Source organism: Collinsella aerofaciens (genome assembly GCF_019131995.1).
Classification (GTDB): domain Bacteria; phylum Actinomycetota; class Coriobacteriia; order Coriobacteriales; family Coriobacteriaceae; genus Collinsella; species Collinsella aerofaciens_S.
The window spans coordinates 20,127-37,381 of sequence record NZ_JAHONA010000022.1 but is presented as its reverse complement, the minus strand read 5'-3'; the positions used below and the strand labels follow the sequence as shown (position 1 = coordinate 37,381).

The following is a 17,255-nucleotide window of genomic DNA, read 5'->3' as shown; positions in this document are numbered from 1 at the left end:
CGACTACATCAATTCCCGGCATGCCCCGCGCAGGCAGGCCACGCCGAACGATGGGCCCGCGGCTCAGCAGGACGAGTGACGCGCCTCGCAAGCAAAGGAAGGAAGCCAACATCACACGAGCATCATCGATCGCTGCGTGCAAGGCGGCGGGCCTCACCGTGTTCGCCAAGCGCGAGGAGCGTTTTGGTTTTTCGCAAGCAAATGCGGACGAAATCAGCGACCAGATTCCCGATCCGCTCAAACATGCAGGGCCCCTATGTGTTTAACCTCATTTTTCCGTGTGCGGTAGAATGGAGTCGTTGAGATCGCGAACGCCTTAAAGGGAGAGTTTTTGTGGATGCGCATCTGGATGGGGGCTCTTCCGCCCCGCTGTATCAACAGGTGCTCGATTTGCTTAAGAGCGATATCGAACAGGGGACATATCCCGTTGACTCGCAGATTCCAACGGAACTTGAGCTTTCTAAGATGTACGGCGTGGGAAGGGTCACGGTTCGCCGCGCAATAGAGGAGCTTGTGGGCGAGGGGTATCTCACCAAGCGGCAGGGGCGTGGTACGTTTGTGACCGCGACAAAGATAATTCGCAAGGTGCATCAGAAGGACGATGTTCAGAGTTTTACCCAAGCATGCGCTGAAAACGGCATGAAGGCGGGCGCTCGCGTCGTTGCCCGCAAGACCGTTGCCGCCGATCGCGACCTCGCTTCTTTCTTTGGCTTGGATGAAGGCTCTGACCTCATCTTGGTCTCACGCGTGCGTACCGCAGACGGCGTGCCGGTCCTGTTCGAGAACAACTACTATCCTGTCGATGGATTCGAATTTCTCAAAGATATCGGTCTCTCCAATTGTTCGATATTCGAGGCCGTGGGGGAGCGTACGGGTAGGTATCCCTGCTCGTCCGATCCCTGCAGGCTGGAGATCGCCCGTGCGGGAATTGATGCCGCCCGCGAGCTCAAGGTCCCAGTAGGGGAGCCGCTGTTCTTCATGAACGCGGGCTTTCTCGATTCCAACGGAGAGCGCTTCTGCTATGGCAGACAGTACTACGTGGGTTCGCGCTACAGCTTCGATATCTAGCGGCTCTGTCTCACACAGCGCTGTTCTCGTATTGCCGCGGCAGGTCCGTTTAGCGCGTAAAAGTTACCACTTATAGAACAACCTAATATGTTTCTTGACCGACGCCTTCATGCAGGTTATACATAGAACAACCTAAGATGTTTGCCTATACGTGAAGGATTTTTGGCAAGCATCGTTGCTCTGGCAGGAGGTTAAGAATGTCGGATGCCAAACAGGAGAAGCCCAAGCGCAGATTCCATCTCCAGCTTCCCCATGTGTACACCATCGCGTTCATGCTGATCGTGTTCTTCGCGGTGCTCACATGGATCGTCCCATCGGGTCAGTTCGACCGCCAGACCATTCAGACGGCCGCGGGCGAGCGAGAAGTCGCCGTAGCCGGAACGTACCAAGAGGTCGACAAGGTCTACACCGATTCGGAGACGGGGGAGACCGTCGATCTGCGACAGGGCATCGATGCCGTCCTGCAGGCTCCCGCCAAGGGCATTCAGGCTGCGGCCGATGTCGTCGCGTTCGTCCTGCTGATCGGCGGATCGTTCGCCATCGTCACCAAGACCAACGCCCTAAACGCCGGCATGAGCCGCGTGATCAAGAAGCTGAAGAACAAGGACATCTTGATCATCCCCATCTCCATGATCCTGCTCTCGATCTGCGGCACCACGTTCGGCATGTCCGAGGAGGCGCTGCCGTTCTACGCGATCTTCATCCCCATCATGCTGAGCATCGGGTATGACTCCATGACCGCGTTCATCATCTGCTTCCTCGGCCCCAACCTTGGTTACTGCGCATCCACTATTGATCCTTTCAACGTGCTGATCGCCCAGGGCGTTATCGGCATCGAGGGAAATCCCCAGCTTTGGCTCCGCGCCATCCTGTGGGTCATCTTCACCGCCGCGGGCATTTTCTGGGCCATGCGCTATGCGCGCCGCGTCAAGCTCGATCCCAAGTCCTCCATCACCTATGAGGACGATAAGCAGAAGCGCATCGAGTTCTCTGTCACCGATGCCTCTATCGAAGAGGAGTTCACGCTTCGCCACAAGCTCGTCCTCATTGATTTCGCGGTCGGCATGGGCGTTATCGTGTGGGGCCTCGTTACCCAGGGCTGGTATATGGACGAGATCTCCATGGTGTTCCTGGCCATGGGCCTTCTTGCCGGCATACTCGGCGGCCTGGACGAGAAGACCATTGCGGAGGAGTTCGTCCGCGGAATCGCCGACTTCGCCTACGCAGCCTGCATCATCGGCATCGCCCGCGGCATCCTGGTCGTCGCAGAGGGCGGAATGATCATCGACTCTATTCTTAACTGGCTCGTCGGACTCCTTGCGGGCGCTCCGTCCTTCATCTATACCACCTTCATGTACATCGTCCTCGGCCTGCTTTCGCTGCTGGTTCCTTCCAGCTCCGGCCTCGCTGCACTCACCATGCCCGTCATGGGCCCGCTGACCGAGCTTATGGGCCTCAATTCCGAGGCTGCCGTCACCGCTCTGCAGTTCGCGAACCAGACCGTCAACACCATCAGCCCCGTTGCGGGCATGACCGTCGCGGGTCTTGCCGTGGCGAAGATCTCCTTCGGGCAATGGTGGAAGACCATCTGGAAGTTCTTTATCTTCATGGTTCTGTTCGGATTGGTCGCGACTGTGATCTCCGGCCTACTGCCGATGTAGGAGGTGCCCAGCATGGATTTAAGCGCTTCCACACCCCGTCTGCGTCGCGAGCAGGTCGCCGGCATGAACATTCACTACATCATGTGGTCGCTCGATTACTTCCTTGATGCTCAGCAGCGCCTTGGCTTCAAAACCATCGAGCTTTGGGCGGCCGAGCCGCACGTGACGCTGGACCACACGGGGTATTTCGAGGCCGACGAGCTTCGCCGCAAGATCGAGTCCCGCGGACTCTCCGTGAGCTCCCTGTGTCCGGAGAACGTGGTGTATCCGTGGCAGTACGCTGCCAGAAAGCCCCTCCACGCGCAGCGGAGCCTCGCTTACTTTAAGCACGGCATCGAGCTCGCCGAGGTGCTCGGCGCCCCGTATATGTCCATCAACTCCGGTTGGGGCGATTGGGACGAGGACCGCGAGGAGGCTTGGAAGCGCTCTGCCGAGCACTTGGCGATTCTTGCGGACTATGCCGGCGAGCACGGCGTGACCCTCTGCATGGAGAGCCTGAGGCCGGAAGAGAGCAACTTGGTGGTTACACTCGCGGACGCCAGGCGCATGCTTGACCAAGTAGCCAGCCCGCACCTTACTCCAATGGTGGACACTACCGCTATGGGAGTCGCCGGCGAGAGCCTTGAAGAGTGGTTTGCCGAGTTTGGCGATGGTGCCATAAGGAACATGCGCTTCATTGATGGCGACCCATATGGCCATCTGGTTTGGGGCGATGGAAAGCACAGTATGGACGATTTCGTACGCGTCCTCAACGCGCATGGGTTCGAGGGCTATCTTGGCCAGGAGATCACCGATGGAAGGTATTTCGATGATCCCGCAGCAGCGGACCGGCACAACATGGACGCCTTCGAGAGGTATTTTGTCGACTAGCGCGTAGCTCCCATTCGCGTGGGGAAGTCAACACGCTTGACGAGAAGACTCGCAGTAAACGTTGGCGGATTCGTCCGCCGTATCGAAAGGAAGAATAACAATGAACGCACATGATCTTATCGCCGACGCAATCGCTGAAAAGGGCGGTTTCGATAGCGTCTTCTGGGTTGCCTGCGGCGGCTCCCTCATCGACCTGCTGCCCGCCCACGAGCTGCTCAAGCGCGAGGCGACTACGTTTGCCAGCGAGGCGTATACCGCCCGCGAGTTCGATATCATGCGTCCCAAGCGCCTGGGCGAAAAGTCCCTTGTCATCGCTTGCAGCCACTCCGGCAACACCCCCGAGGTAATCGATGCGTGCTCGATCGCCAAGGCGGCGGGCGCGACCGTTATCGTGCAGACGGACAACGCGGGTTCCGGCATCGATAACGGTGAGTGGACGTGCTGGGTATATCCGTGGGGCGAGGGAGTTCCGCAGGCGGAGGTGCCCGCCGGCATCTCTTTGGCTCTCGCTTCCGAGCTCCTGGATCAGCAGGAAGGTTATGCCGACCTTGCCGACATGTACGAAGGCATCGCCAAGATGGACCAGATCCTGCCTGCAGCTCGCGAGAAGGTCAACGCCGAACTCTGCGACCGTTTTGCCGCCCTGTGCCAGGACCACAAGTTCCTGTATATCTTGGGGTCCGGTCCCGTGTTTAGCCAGGCCTATGGCTTCGCTATCTGCTCGCTTATGGAGATGCAGTGGCAGAGCTGCGCCTATATCCACTCCGGCGAGTACTTCCACGGCCCCTTCGAGGTGACCGAGCCCGGAGTCTTCTACTTCCTGCAGATGTCTTCTAGTGAGTGCCGAGCCATGGATGAGCGCGCCCTCGCATTCCTCGAGACCCATACCGACACTCTTATGGTGCTCGACGCCATGGAGTACGGCATGGACCAAGTACCGGCGAGCGTTCGCGCGTTCCTTGATCCAATCCTGTTCTACGCGATGAACTGTGAGCTGCGCTCCGCTCGCGGCAAGGTGTTCGACCATCACCCGGACGTGCGTCGTTACATGGGCATCGAGAAGTACTAGCGATTTTAAAACGGGGCGCGAGGCGCGTTGAGACGTGCGAATCCCTCGCGCCCCGTCTGCTCGCCGTAACCACGGCGGTTTACCTGAATGGAGATAACCATGGCAGCCTATCCTATAAGCGTGCTTGGCTTTGGAGACAACGTTGTCGATAAGTACGAGCACATCAAGACCATGTATCCCGGCGGCAATGCAGTTAACTTCGCCGTCTTCGCCAAGAAGCTCGGCGTCGATCGCAGCGCCTACATGGGAATCTTCGGATCAGATGAGGAGGCCGAGCACGTTATAGCATCGCTCGAGGACGAGGGCGTCGAGCTTCTTCGCTGCCAGCAGGTCCTGGGCGTCAACGGCGCCGCTCGCGTGACCGTTGACGAGACCGGGGACCGTATCTTCCTGGGCTCCAATGAAGGCGGCATACGTGGCGACATGCGCTACGTGATAGACCGCTTCGCCGCCGAGTACGTCAGCGGCTTCGATTTGGTGCACAGCGGCAACTACTGCTTCACCGAGCGCGAGCTCCCCAAGATCAAGGCTGCCGGCGTGCCTATCAGCTTCGACTTCTCCGATGACTCCACCGACGAGTACTTCGGGCAGATTGCGCCATTTGTGACGTACGCCTTTATGTCCATGGGCGACGCTTCCCTGGAGGATATCAAGGCGAAGCTCGAGTGGGTGAAGGCCCTTGGCCCTCAAATCGTATGCGCATCGCGCGGGAGCAAGGGCTCCGTCGCCTATGACGGCGAAAACTTCTACGAGCAGGGCATCAAGCCCGTGGCGCCCGAGGAGCTCAAAGACGCTATGGCGGCCGGCGATTCACTGCTGACGGCGTTTTTGGTCACCTATCTTTCCAAGAAGAAGGCCGGCGAGTGCGGCGAGGCCGCGATTCGCGAGAGCTTGGACTTCGCTGCCGGTTTTGCGGCGGAGACCTGCAAGATCGAGGGCAGTTGGGGCCACCCGCTGGTCTACGAGAACTAGTTTTTTGTCGTGGCGGGGTGTCTTGGGGCGCCCCGCATTGCGTTAGGAGTCAAGATGTCCGTTCGTGCCTGCGCGGCAGGATTTTGCTGCGCCGATGTCTACCAGAATCTGGATCCCCTGGGTTGCATCCAAGGGGGCCTCTCAGGAGCGCTTCGAGGGGTGCTTCTTGAGTATATGAAGGCAAAAGGGATATGCAATCTTCATATACGGCCTTCTTTTAGAGGGCGTTGTCCTTACTCTTTCATCTCCTTGCCTATGGACATTTTGTCCATAGGCAAGAGTCCATGGTCGAGATCATGGTGAAGTTCTGCGGCCAGTAATTACTGCATTACATATTCTGTTGTCACCTGGGAGGCTCGCTTTTGCGGGCCTCTTTGCGTTGCTAAGGGGCCATGGTCTGTCGATAAATAAAGCGCCCGCTTGCGGGGGAGCAAGCGGGCGCCGTTGAGCGAATATGTTTGCGGCGAGAGCCGTGATGAGCGGTGGGGTGGCGACTAGTTGGTCGTACCGGAATCGTCACCCGTGCCCGAGCCAGAGCCAGAGCCCGAGCCAGAAAGTGCGACCGTCAGCGTAATCGTGCTGTCGGTGGACTGCTTGCCAGTGGGGGAGACGCCCGTAACGGTGGCATCCTCGTTACCGCTTACGGGATTGCCGTTCTGGTCACAGAAGCCAATGTTATAGAAACCGGCGTTGTTGAGCGCGGTAACGGCGGCGGAGATGCTCTTGCCGTACAGGTTGCCCGGGACGGAGGCCTTGCCGGACTTCTTGGCAATGACGACGGTAATCGTGGCGCCGGGCTTCTGCTTGCCGCTGGGGTTCCAGCTGATCACGGTGCCCTCGGTAACCGAGTCGTTCTCCTGGTAGCTCACGTCGACGCCAAAGCCTGCCATATCGAGGGCGTTGCGCGCCTGGGCCTCGGTCATGTCGGTCAGGTCGGGGACGGACGTGGTATCCGGGCCGCTCGAGACCTTGTACGAGATGGTCGTGCCCTTCGCGACTTCCTTACCGGCTTCGGTGCCCTGCTCAAAGACCTGGCCCTCATCAGCCTCGTTGGCCTCCTCGGAGGCGTTGCCCTTCAGGCCAACGCTTGCCAGTGCGGCTTCTGCTTGGTCCTTGGTCAGGCCGACAAGTTTGGGAACCTCAACCTTTTCGGAGGGCTTGGGGCCCTTGGAGATTACCAGGTTCACCTTGGTGCCCTTGGTCTTCTTGGTGTTGCCGTTGGGCGTCTGCTCGGCGACCTTGCCCTCGTCGACATCGTCGTTGTAGCTTTGGTCGATGGTGCCGACCTCGAGGCCGGCTTCCTTGATCAGCTCGACGGCAGTCTGCTGGTCCTTGCCCAGCACATCGGGCACGGTGACCTGCTCGCCGCCAAAGAGTCCTGTGGCAAAGGCCACCATGATGCCGATGACGGCAACGGCTGCCACCACGGCGGCGATGATCTTGTTCTTGTTGGATTTGGGCTTTTCGACCTCGTAGGAGCCGGTGGAGCCCGAAACCGAGCTACGGGCGGTATTTTGGCCGCTCACGCCCGAGACGGGACGCACCATGGCGCGCGTCTGATCGGAAAGCTCGCGAGTCTTGGTGGCGCCCAGCTCACCGGGGGCACCGATGATGCGCGTGGGCTCCGAGACGTTGACGGCACGGCCCGACAGGTAGCTGTTGAGCACCTGACGCAGCTCGTCGGCGGTCTGGAAGCGGTTTGCCGGGTCCTTCTCCATGCACTTGAGGATGATGCGCTCAAGGTCGGCGTCGACACCGGAGTTGATCTGGCTCGGCGGAATAGGCAGCTCGTTGACCTGCTTGAGTGCGACCGAGATAGCGTCGTCACCGTCAAAGGGAACGCGGCCAGTGGCGCACTCGTACATCACGACGCCCAGCGAGTAGATATCCGAGGTGGGGCCGAGGTCCTGACCGCGGGTCTGCTCGGGGCTGACGTAGTGGGCGGTTCCCAGCACGTTGTTGTCTTGCGTGAGGTGGCTGTTCTTGGCGCGCGCGATGCCAAAGTCCATCACCTTGATGTTGCCGTCGGGCAGCACCATGATGTTCTGCGGCTTAATGTCGCGGTGGATGATCTCGTGCTTGTGGGCGACCGAAAGCGCGGAGCTAATCTGCGAGCCGATCTGGGCGACCTTCTTGGGGTCGAGGGCGCCGTGGCTCTTGATGCCGCTCTTAAGGTCGGTTCCGCGCAGGTACTCCATGACGATGTAATAGGTGTCGCCGTCCTTGCCCCAATCGTAGACGCCCACGATATAGGGGGAGGAGAGACCGGCTGCTGCCTGGGCCTCCTGCTTAAAGCGTGCGGCGAAGGTTGCGTCGCCAGCATACTGCGGCAGCATGATCTTGACGGCTACCGTGCGGTCGAGAACCTGGTCCTGTGCACGGTAGACGGTCGCCATGCCGCCTGTTCCTACCTTATCCTTGAGGAGGTATCTTCCCCCGAGGACCCTCTGTTCCATTCCTGCTCCTAACATAACTATTCGCTCAACGATGTGTGTAGTACCTACTGTGTGGCCGCTGGGGCCATGTGGCGCATTGCCGCTAGCCCTTAGGCCGCGGCGCGCCCCGGGTGTCCGATTCGATCACGGGCATCACGCTCCCTGGGCGGCGAGTGCCGCAGTCAGGACGATGCCGGCGATCTTGGCCGCCTTGACGTCGTGTTGGTCGTAATCCTCCAAGGCCACCGAGATGGCGACCGTGGGTGAATCGTAGGGTGCAAAGCCGATAAACATCGAGTTGACGTTGGTGCCGCCGGTCTCGGCCGAGCCGGTCTTGCCGGCAACCTTGACGCCCGGAATCTGGGCATCGGTGCCGGTGCCGGACTGGACGACGGCGAGCATGGCCTGCTTGACCTGGTCGGCCGTGGCAGAGCTGACGGCCTGGCCCAGCGAGCGGGACTGCGTGGTCTTGACCACGGTTCCGTCCGGTGCGAGCACCTGGGAAACAAAGAACGGGTCCATGACCACACCGCTGTTGGCGATGGCCGCGGCGATCACGGCATTTTGCATGACCGTGGTCTGCGGGCCGGGCGTGTGGTCCATGCCGACGGGCTGGCCGGCACCTGCCCAGGCGGTCTCCCACTCGGTCATGAGCGACGGATCGGCCATGATGGAGGCCGTGGAGGTCAGGTCCTGGCCGAGCTTCTGGCCGTAGCCAAAGGCGTTGGCAAACTGCACGAGCGTGTTTGCGCCCACTTCGTTGGCCACCTGGCCAAAGACGACGTTGGAGGAGACGGCAAAGGCCTGCTGCAGGCTGATGGTGCCGTAGCTCTCGTTGGCGTCGTTGGTGACCGGCGCGTTGCCGATGTCCATGGAGCCGGGTGCCTGATAGGTGCTCGTGAGGCTGGCGGTTCCGGTCTCGAGTGCGGCGGAAAGCGTGACGACCTTAAAGGTGGAACCCGGGGTGTACAGCGCGTCCATGGCGCGGTCGTACATGGAGCCGTCCTCGCCGCCGCCCGTCTGCAGCAGCGCGTCGATGTTGGTGTTGTCGTAGGTGGGCGAGCTGGCGCACGCGAGGACTGCGCCGGTGCGCGGATCCAAGACCACCACGGCGCCCTTAAAGCCCTTGAGCGCCTGCTCGGCGGCCGTCTGGATGCGCGAGTCGATGGTGAGCTTGGCGGTGTTGCCCGGCTGGGTTTGGCCTGCAAGCGACGCGATGGCGTTGTTCCAGCTGGAGTAATCCTTGGAGCCGGTGAGCGTGTCGTTCATGACGGCCTCGATGCCGGCGGTGCCGTACTGCTGACTTACGTAGCCCACCACGTGCGCGGCCATGTTGCCGTTGGGGTAGGAGCGGGCGTAGGTGCCGTCCTCCTGCTGCAGAGACTCGGCCAGCGTCACGCCATCGGACGTGATGATGGAGCCGCGCTGGATGTACTTGGAGCGGGCGATGGTGTGGTTGTTGGTTGGCATGTCCTGATAGTCCTTGGCCTTGATGACCTGGACATAGGTGAGGTTGCCGATAAGGATGGCGAACAGCGCCGTAAAGGCGAGCACCGCGCGGGTTAGACGGTTGGCGAGCGCAACGCGGCCGAGCACACCGGATTCAGGCGTGTCGAGCAGGCGACGGCGCATGCGCGAGCCGACGGAATGGCTGCCGCTGCCGTAGGAAGACGAGGTGGCAAAGCGCGTGCCCGTCGGGGCGGCGGCAGATGCGACCTGATCATCGGTGATGGCGGCCATGGTGCCGGTGCCGGTAAGCTCGGCCTCGCGTCCGGTCGCCTCGTCACCGGCGCGCAGCAGGAGCGCGACGATGATGAAGCTCGCCAGCAGCGAGGAGCCGCCCTGGCTCATAAAGGGCAGGGTGACGCCGGTCAGCGGAATCAGGCGGGTTACGCCGCCAACGATCAAGAAGGCCTGGAAGCTGATGGCGGCCGTAAGGCCCGTGGCGCTAAAGGCAGCGAGGTCGGATTTAGCGCGGGCAGCCGTGGTGAGGCCACGCACGGCAAAGAGCATAAACAGGATGAGCACGGCGCCGCCGCCCAAAAGGCCCATCTCCTCGCCGATAGCCGAGAAGATAAAGTCGGACTCGACGACAGGGATGTTGTTGGCCATGCCGTTGCCGATGCCAACACCGACCAGACCGCCATCGGCAAGCGAGAAGAGCGACTGGACGATCTGGTAGCCCTGGCCCTGGGCGTCCTTAAACGGATCGACCCAAACCTGGAAACGCACCTGAACGTGCGACAGGAACTTGTAGGCGCCCACGGCTCCAACGGCCAAGAGCGCAAGACCGATAACGACATACGAGAATCGTCCCGTGGCAACGTAGAGCATCAGCAAGAAGATGGTGTAGAACAGCACGGCCGAACCCAGGTCGCGTTCGAAGACGACGACGAGCAGGCACACACCCCACACGGCAAACAGCGGCAGCAGCAGTCGCAGACGAGGGATCTTAAAGCCCAGGATCTTGCGGTTGGAGATGGAGAGCAACTCGCGGTTCTCGGCCAAGTAGCCGGCCAGGAACAGGACGATAAAGACCTTGGCGAACTCGCCGGGCTGGATGGTAAAGCCCGCGATGCGAATCCACAGCTTGGAGCCCGAGATCGTGGTGCCGATAAAGATAGGCAGCATCAGCAGAATGATGCCGATGATGCCAAAGGTGTACTTGTAGCGCATGACCACGTCGAGGTTTTTGACTAGTGCAAGCGTTCCCACCATGAGCGCCACCGAGACAAACAGGATGATGAGCTGTGAGATGGCGAGGGCGGGGGCGAGACGCGTCACGAACGTGATGCCGATGCCCGAAAGTATAAATACGATGGGCAGGATGGCGGGGTCGGCACCGGGCGCCAAGATGCGCACGGCAATGTGGGCCGCGGCAAAGGCGGCAAAGAGGCCGATCGGTACGGCGAGCGTCTCAAAGGAGATGGCAGCGCCCGCGGTGAGGACGTACATCGCATACAGCAGGATGACGGGGAACGCCGAGGCGATGAGCAAGAGCAGCTCGGTGTTGCGGCGACTCATAAGCGGCACTCCCTTTCTAATTCTTATCGGAGGCTTCGGCCTCGGCGGACTGTTCGGCGGTTTTCTCGGAATCTGATTCGGAGGTCGATCCCTGGTCGGTGTTGTCGCGGATCGTTTGTGCGTCAATCACCTGGCGGGTCTGCTCCTCGTCAATCTGATGACGGTATTTGGAAATGGTGTCCTGCGCATCGTCGACACTTGTTTGCGGAATGCCCGCCTTGAGGCGGTTTTGCGTGTCTTCGGGCAGGTCGGACAGCTTGATACTGGTTTCGCTTTCGAGCCAGTGGAGCTTGAGTCCGAGTGGCTTGCCGGGCAGGCCGCGCCAGACGGCGACATTGCCCTGGTAGGTACCCAGGTAGTACGAGCCGGTGACACCCGTGTAGGCCCAGATGCCAGCTGCCAGCACAAAGACGAGGGCCAGGATGGCGGCGATAGTAACGTTGCGGCGACGCACGCGTTGCGCCTCGCGCATAACGCCATCGTCAACCAGGTCAACGACTACTACGGTCACGTTGTCGTGGCCGCCGGCGGCAAGCGCCGCGTCCACTAGGTTGTCGACGCAGATTTGCGCGGTTGAGGACTGCGTGGCGATGTTCTCGATATCGCTATCGGGAATCATGCTCGAGAGGCCGTCGGAGCACAGGATCAGGCGGTCGCCTTCCTCGATATGCAGAGTGAAGTGGTCGGCATACATGGCGGGGTCCGAGCCCAGTGCGCGGGTGATGACCGAACGGTTGGGGTGGACGCGAGCCTCGTCTGCCGTGATCTCGCCGGCGTCCACGAGCTCCTCCACGTAGGAGTGGTCGCGGGTCACGCGGATGAGCGTGCCCTCGTGGAGCAGATAGGCGCGAGAGTCGCCCACGTGGGCGATGGCGAGCGTGTCGTTTTCGATGTAGGCGCAGGTGGCTGTGCAGCCCATGCCGGGCTTGCCCAGGCCGTTCAGGGCCGCCTCGATTACGGCGGCGTTGGCTGCCTCGACGGCTGCGGCCAGGCGTGCTGCGTCGGCGGACTGTGGGGCCGTCTTGGCAATAGTCTCGACGGCGATGGAAGAGGCTACCTCGCCGGCAGCGTGACCACCCATGCCGTCGCATACGCAAAAGAGCGGCGACTGCACCAGGTAGGAATCCTCATTGTGCGGGCGCACGCAGCCAACGTCGGAGCGGGCGCCCCACATGAGTTGCGTGGTGGTGCCGGCATCATAGGTCGAGTCGGTCTCGATGCGCTCCTCGGTCAGGGGCTCAAAGCTCATGGTCGAGCCGGGGTCTTTGAGCTTGGCCTCAACGGCAGCAACGTCGATCTCGGCGGTGTCACCGGGAGAGACGGTGTCGGTCTCGGCGTTTGATTCGGAATCACCGGTGTCCGGGGAGTCGGGCTCCTCGGACACGCGGGCGGTCGACTCGTCGTCTTGCGGGCTGACGTCTATAGGCTCGGGCGTCGCAAAGTGCGACGCCGCGGGCGTGCTTTGCGACTGGGCGGCGGGCTCGGCCACGGCATCGGACTCGCCTGCGGGCGCAGGCTGCGGGGTCTTGGGTGCAGGGCCGTCCTCGGGGGATGTCCCCGCCTCGGGCGCCGGCGTAGACGCGGGCGCAACCTCGGATGCCGGGGCTATGGGAAACGCCGGCGCGGCGGGCTCGGGTGCCGCAAACACCGCAGCGCTCTCGTTGATTGCCGCGGCGACGGGCTCTGCAAAGTGAGCCGGCGCCGGGGCTGCTTCGGGCGCTGTGGGCTGTTCCGCAGCATGTGCGCCGATGGGCGCCGCTGCGGCATCCTCTTCGTCCTCGTTATCGGCGAGATCCGAAATATCATGCGTTACATGCGAAAGAGGCAGGGAGAACACGGTGTCCTCGGGCTCCACGGGTGCGGAGCCCGCCGGAGCGGCGTGGGCCGGCGCAGCTGTGGCGGCGGCCGGTGCCTCGGTCATAGTTGCGGACTTGTTCTCCTCGTCGATCATCGACGGTTCACCTTCATGACCACATCGCCAATCTGGACTTCGTCGCCCTCACGCAGCGTCGCGGGCTCCACGAGCTGGCGGCCGTTGACGAGCGTGCCGTTAAGCGAGTTGAGGTCCTCGATGATGAGCGCCGGGCCCTGCAGCGAAAAGCGCGCATGCGAGGCCGAGACAAACGGCTCGTTGATGCAGATGTCCGAAGACGGCGAGCGGCCGACGATGACGGGGCCGAGCATGTCTACGTGGATGCCGCGGATACCGCGCGGACCCTTGTCCACATCAATCGTCCAGATAGCCGAGTCGCGGCGCTGCCCGCGCACAAGTCCCACGCCGGTCTTCATGACGGCGAACAGGAAGATATAGAGCAGGGCGACCAGGACGATGCGGCCTGCAAAAAGGACGATATCGATGTTCATAAGCGACTATCCCCTAAATTCAAAGGTACTCAGGCCAAACGTCAGCAGATCGCCGTTGCGCAGCGGGCAGCGCGTAATGCGGCGGTTGTTGACGAGCGTGCCGTTGGTGGAATTGAGGTCCTCGATCGACCAATCCGAGCCCGTAAAGGTGAGCTGGGCGTGGCGGCGCGACACGTTGGGGTCGCGCAGGGCAATGTCGGAAACTGAGCGCTCGCGACCGATGGTCACCTGTGCGGAGGTGATGCTATGGCTCTCGCCGCTCACGACGTCGACGAGCTGGGCGAGCGGGCGCTGCGGGGCGCGAGTGCTCGCCATGTTGGAGGCGATGCCGGCTGCGGCGCCTAGGCCCACGGCGGCACCGGTCGCGGCGGCTCCGCCCATGCCGGCAAGCGAGTCGCGCGAGACGGTCTGCGGCACCGGGATGGGTGCGGCGGCGGGGTCGGGGACGCTAGGCGCGAAGGGGTCTGCCACGGCAAGCGGGTCGGGAGCGGCGGCGCGAGGCGTCGGCTGCTGCTGGGGCATGGCGGCGGGGCGCTGCTGCTGCGGGGCAGCAAACTGCTGCTGGCCGGCGCGCGGGGCGCTGGCGGCACGGCTTGCCGCGGAGTTGTTCTGGCCCAGGCCGTTTTGATAGGCGCGCTCTTCTTCGTACAGGCGGCCGAGCGTGGGGGCATCGACGTTCTCGGCAAAGACCGAGAACTTGCCGGCGCGCAGCTGCGGATCGATCATAAAGCGCACGAGGGGCTCGCCGACAAAGACATAGCGGCGCTTTTCGGCCTGCGCCTTCACAAACTCGCGGACCTCGCGCGAAAGCTCGGGGTAGAACGGGGCGAGCATGGGATCGTCGTCGGCGGCGATAAGGATGGTATAGAGTGCCGGCGCCGTGTTGACGCCGTTAATCACCAGAGTCTGATCCTCCATGTCGCGAGCGGCCTGCTTAGCAAGCTTCTTAAAGGAGAACGGGGCACGGGTGGCACCGAAGATGCCGGCCACGTGGTCCTCGAAGATGTTCAGGAAGTTCACGAAAGATCACTCTCCGTATAGGTTCTTTGGTATCCGAGCAAATATAGGCATATCCCAACGATTATAGAGGATAGGATTCCCGCAACCGCCGCCTTGGCGATGACCGCGGCTGCAAGGCTGGCAATTTCCATATGGTGTGCAAGACAGGACGCCGCTGCGCAGCCGATGCCGGTGACAGCGATGGCGGCGATTGCGGCAAGGTTTGAGCCCTGATTGGCACGCTTGGCATGGACATTGAGCAGCGCAGATGACGCCGCGGCAGTTGCCGCGACCAGCACAAAGGCAGCCCAAAGGAGCGGGTCTCCCAGCGCTGCGGCAACGTTACCGAGCCCCAGCACGCCTCCGGCTGAAAGCGCGACCGTGGCCAGACGGGCAAAAAGCGCGCCCATGCCCGTTGCCGCGGCGGCGCTTGCCGGGCCGAGCCAAAATGACGCGACGCCGGCGGCGACCCCAGCTGCCAGGAAGGTATTGCCGGTCAGACAGCCAAGCGCGAGTGCACAGGTGAGCGTGGCGCTCGCGGCAGTCTCGGTGCGACCCCAGGCGATCCACCAACCGGACATGGCGGCGGCAAAGATCACCGCGACGGGCAGCATCGACAGGATGCCCTGTGCCTGCATGGTGGCGTTGGCCATGAGCACCAAAAAGCCCACAGCCGAGATGGCCGAGCCAATCTGGGGGGCCAGGCCAGCCGCCGCTCCGATCGCGATAGCCGCAATGACCAGGCCGGGAAGCGCCGCGACCCCGGCCGTTTGCATCAGCAAAAAGCTAAAGGTGCCGCACGTTAGCGCCGAGATAGTGCGCATGGTGTAGTCGCGCGCATGGCTCCAGCGCGTGCCCGCCCAGCCGAGTGCGGGGTCGACCTCGATGGCGTCGTCCTCGTAGTGCGACGGCTCGATATCGTCGAGCTCCTGCTCGTCATCCGAAAGCTCGCCAACCATTTGCTCCAGGCTGCGACGGCCTTCGCGCACGCTGCCCAGACCGGCAAGGAGCTGGTCGCAAAATGCCTCGATGCTGTTGGGGCGGTCCTGCGGCATGGGGGAGAGCGCGCTCATGAGCGCGCTCTCGGCTCCCGGGGGAAAGTGTGGTATCAGCTCGCTGGGATAGGTGGCGCCGCCGATGATGTGGCCGAGCGAGTCGGCGGGCGTGGCCGCCATAAAGGGGGCGCTGCCACACAGGCCCTCGTAGATCACACAGGCAAGGGCAAAGACATCAGCGCGTTCGTCGACCGTGCCGGTCTCGATATCGAGCTGCTCGGGCGGCATGTAGCCGATGGTGCCGCCGCGCGAACCGCCAAAGCCACCGGCGGACGACAGTCGCGCCATGCCAAAGTCGGTGAGCTTTACATTGCCCGAGTGGTCGATGAGCACGTTGGCGGGCTTAATGTCCAGGTGGAGTACGCCATTACTATGGGCGAAGGTGAGCGCCTGGCCCAGGGCATCGGCAATAGCTGCGGCCTCGTCAAAGGTAAGTGAGTGGCCGTCCACGCGGTGCAAAAACTCGGCCAGCGACATGCCACCGACATACTCCATGACTAGGTAGGCATAGGCTGTGTCGTGCGTAAAGTCGATGACCTGCACGATATTGGGATGTTGAAGCATGGCGGCGGTGTGCGCCTCGCGCAGGACATCCATGATGTCGCTGGCGGGCATGCCAGCACCGTTGATAAGGGGGATACGCTTAATGGCGACGCGGCGGCGCAGGTGCGTGTCGCGGCAGATCTCGATGGAGCCAAAACCGCCGGTCGCAAGTGTCTCGAGCGGCTGGTACCGCTTGAGCAGCTCGCGAGAGCTGGTGCCCTCCAAAGGAACGTCCGGCGAGAACCGGGCGGTATGTTGCGAGAAAAGCGGCATGGCCAACCCTCGTGCGTTTAAAGTTCGTTTGCGAGCGGCGGGCGCGGAGCCGAGCCGTTCGCGGTGGCATAGATGCTGCTAGTGTAGCACGCGCAGGTGGGCGACATTCAATTTAAGCTCCGTCTGGGGTCTGGACCCTGCGTCCGGCCTAGCGCTTCTTCTTGTTCTTCTTCTGCTTGCGCTGCTTGCCCTTGGTCTCCTGGGGCTTGTCGCCCTGCTTGGCCTCGGCGGCGGCCTTCTCGGCCTTCATTTTCTTCTTCTTGGTCTCGATGCGGAGTTTTTTGTTGATGCGGGCCTTGAGGAAGGGACCGAACTGCTCGGCATCGCCACGGACGAAGGTGTCCTTGGGGATCGTCACGCCCTGGTCGGCGAACATGGCCACAAAGATGCGCTCGCCGTCGAGTACGTGGTCGAGCTTGTCAAACGGGAAGAACTGCGACTTGCCGCTCTTGCCCCAAACCATCAGGCCGTCCTCGTTGGCGGCGACGCGGCGATAGCGGCCACCCATGGACTCGTCGGCCTCGACGGCGTCGATAAAGTCGCGGGCGAGCGTGTGGTGCAGGTTCTTGCTCCACCAGGCCAAAAAGGCGCCGAACACGATCAACACGACGCCGAACTTGATCCAGCTGCCGCCGGCCACCAGCATGCCGATGCCGATGAGCGCGGCAACTGCCGCGGCGACATACAGCGAGCCGCGACGCCTGGGCGAGGCGACCAGGCGGGCGAAGTCGGTGACCAGGTCGTTTTCGTACTGGTACTCGTTGAGGTACAGGATGCCGTCATCGGCTGCGGCCTGCTCCTCGAGCGCGACCTCGACCTGGTCGGCTGCTTCGGAGGGAACGAGGTTGCTCTCTGCGTCTGCCATGCTCTTTGGACTCCTATCGCGGCGGGCTCGCCGTACGGGTTATTATGGAATGCAGTA

At 62.1% G+C, this 17,255-nt stretch carries 12 protein-coding genes and 1 pseudogene; 6 read left to right on the top strand and 7 right to left on the bottom strand.

Translation table 11 applies throughout. The annotated features are described in order from the left end of the window. The 6 genes and pseudogenes from KSY82_RS07585 to KSY82_RS07560 form a co-directional block, all read left to right on the top strand. Nucleotides 1–266: pseudogene (locus tag KSY82_RS07585) on the top strand (hypothetical protein); the annotation flags it as partial. Nucleotides 267–333: 67 nt separating this feature from the next. Continuing rightward, nucleotides 334–1,068 (top strand): GntR family transcriptional regulator, encoded by a 735-nt coding sequence (locus tag KSY82_RS07580; RefSeq protein ID WP_118080248.1) that lies wholly within the window; start codon nt 334–336, stop codon nt 1,066–1,068. A 197-nt stretch (nt 1,069–1,265) separates the two neighbouring features. Then, on the top strand, nt 1,266–2,729 hold the full coding sequence (locus KSY82_RS07575) for a YfcC family protein (RefSeq protein WP_217750817.1): 1,464 nt from the start codon (nt 1,266–1,268) through the stop codon (nt 2,727–2,729). 12 nt (nt 2,730–2,741) lie between these two features. After that, nucleotides 2,742–3,599 carry a sugar phosphate isomerase/epimerase family protein gene (locus tag KSY82_RS07570; RefSeq protein WP_118080253.1) on the top strand — a complete coding sequence of 286 codons (858 nt, stop codon included), beginning with the start codon at nt 2,742–2,744 and terminating at the stop codon, nt 3,597–3,599. Between the two features lie 100 nt (nt 3,600–3,699). Next, the gene (locus KSY82_RS07565) at nt 3,700–4,668 is read left to right on the top strand and encodes an SIS domain-containing protein (protein WP_118080255.1); all 969 of its coding nucleotides are present in this window, start codon (nt 3,700–3,702) and stop codon (nt 4,666–4,668) included. A 99-nt stretch (nt 4,669–4,767) separates the two neighbouring features. Then, a complete protein-coding gene (locus KSY82_RS07560; protein WP_118080257.1) occupies nt 4,768–5,640 on the top strand; it encodes a PfkB family carbohydrate kinase in 873 nt (290 codons plus the stop codon). Nucleotides 5,641–6,134: 494 nt separating this feature from the next. Here KSY82_RS07560 and pknB read toward each other — a convergent pair whose 3' ends face one another. The 7 genes from pknB to KSY82_RS07525 form a co-directional block, all read right to left on the bottom strand. Continuing rightward, on the bottom strand, nt 6,135–8,096 hold the full coding sequence (gene pknB, locus KSY82_RS07555) for a Stk1 family PASTA domain-containing Ser/Thr kinase (protein WP_217750815.1): 1,962 nt from the start codon (nt 8,094–8,096) through the stop codon (nt 6,135–6,137). 132 nt (nt 8,097–8,228) lie between these two features. Further along, complete coding sequence (locus KSY82_RS07550) at nt 8,229–11,099, bottom strand: FtsW/RodA/SpoVE family cell cycle protein (protein ID WP_217750813.1); 2,871 nt, start codon at nt 11,097–11,099, stop codon at nt 8,229–8,231. 16 nt (nt 11,100–11,115) lie between these two features. Then, complete coding sequence (locus KSY82_RS07545) at nt 11,116–13,050, bottom strand: Stp1/IreP family PP2C-type Ser/Thr phosphatase (protein WP_217750811.1); 1,935 nt, start codon at nt 13,048–13,050, stop codon at nt 11,116–11,118. Next, complete coding sequence (locus KSY82_RS07540; protein ID WP_006235180.1) at nt 13,047–13,463, bottom strand: FHA domain-containing protein; 417 nt, start codon at nt 13,461–13,463, stop codon at nt 13,047–13,049. Before KSY82_RS07540 ends, KSY82_RS07545 begins: the two co-directional genes overlap by 4 nt. Before the next feature lie 6 nt (nt 13,464–13,469). Beyond that, a complete protein-coding gene (locus KSY82_RS07535; protein ID WP_195503750.1) occupies nt 13,470–14,483 on the bottom strand; it encodes an FhaA domain-containing protein in 1,014 nt (337 codons plus the stop codon). Further along, entirely contained in the window at nt 14,480–16,333 is a 1,854-nt protein-coding gene (locus KSY82_RS07530; RefSeq protein ID WP_217750805.1) for a serine/threonine-protein kinase, read from the bottom strand. Before KSY82_RS07530 ends, KSY82_RS07535 begins: the two co-directional genes overlap by 4 nt. A 148-nt stretch (nt 16,334–16,481) precedes the next feature. Next, complete coding sequence (locus KSY82_RS07525) at nt 16,482–17,198, bottom strand: hypothetical protein (RefSeq protein WP_117746472.1); 717 nt, start codon at nt 17,196–17,198, stop codon at nt 16,482–16,484. Nucleotides 17,199–17,255 lie beyond the last annotated feature (57 nt).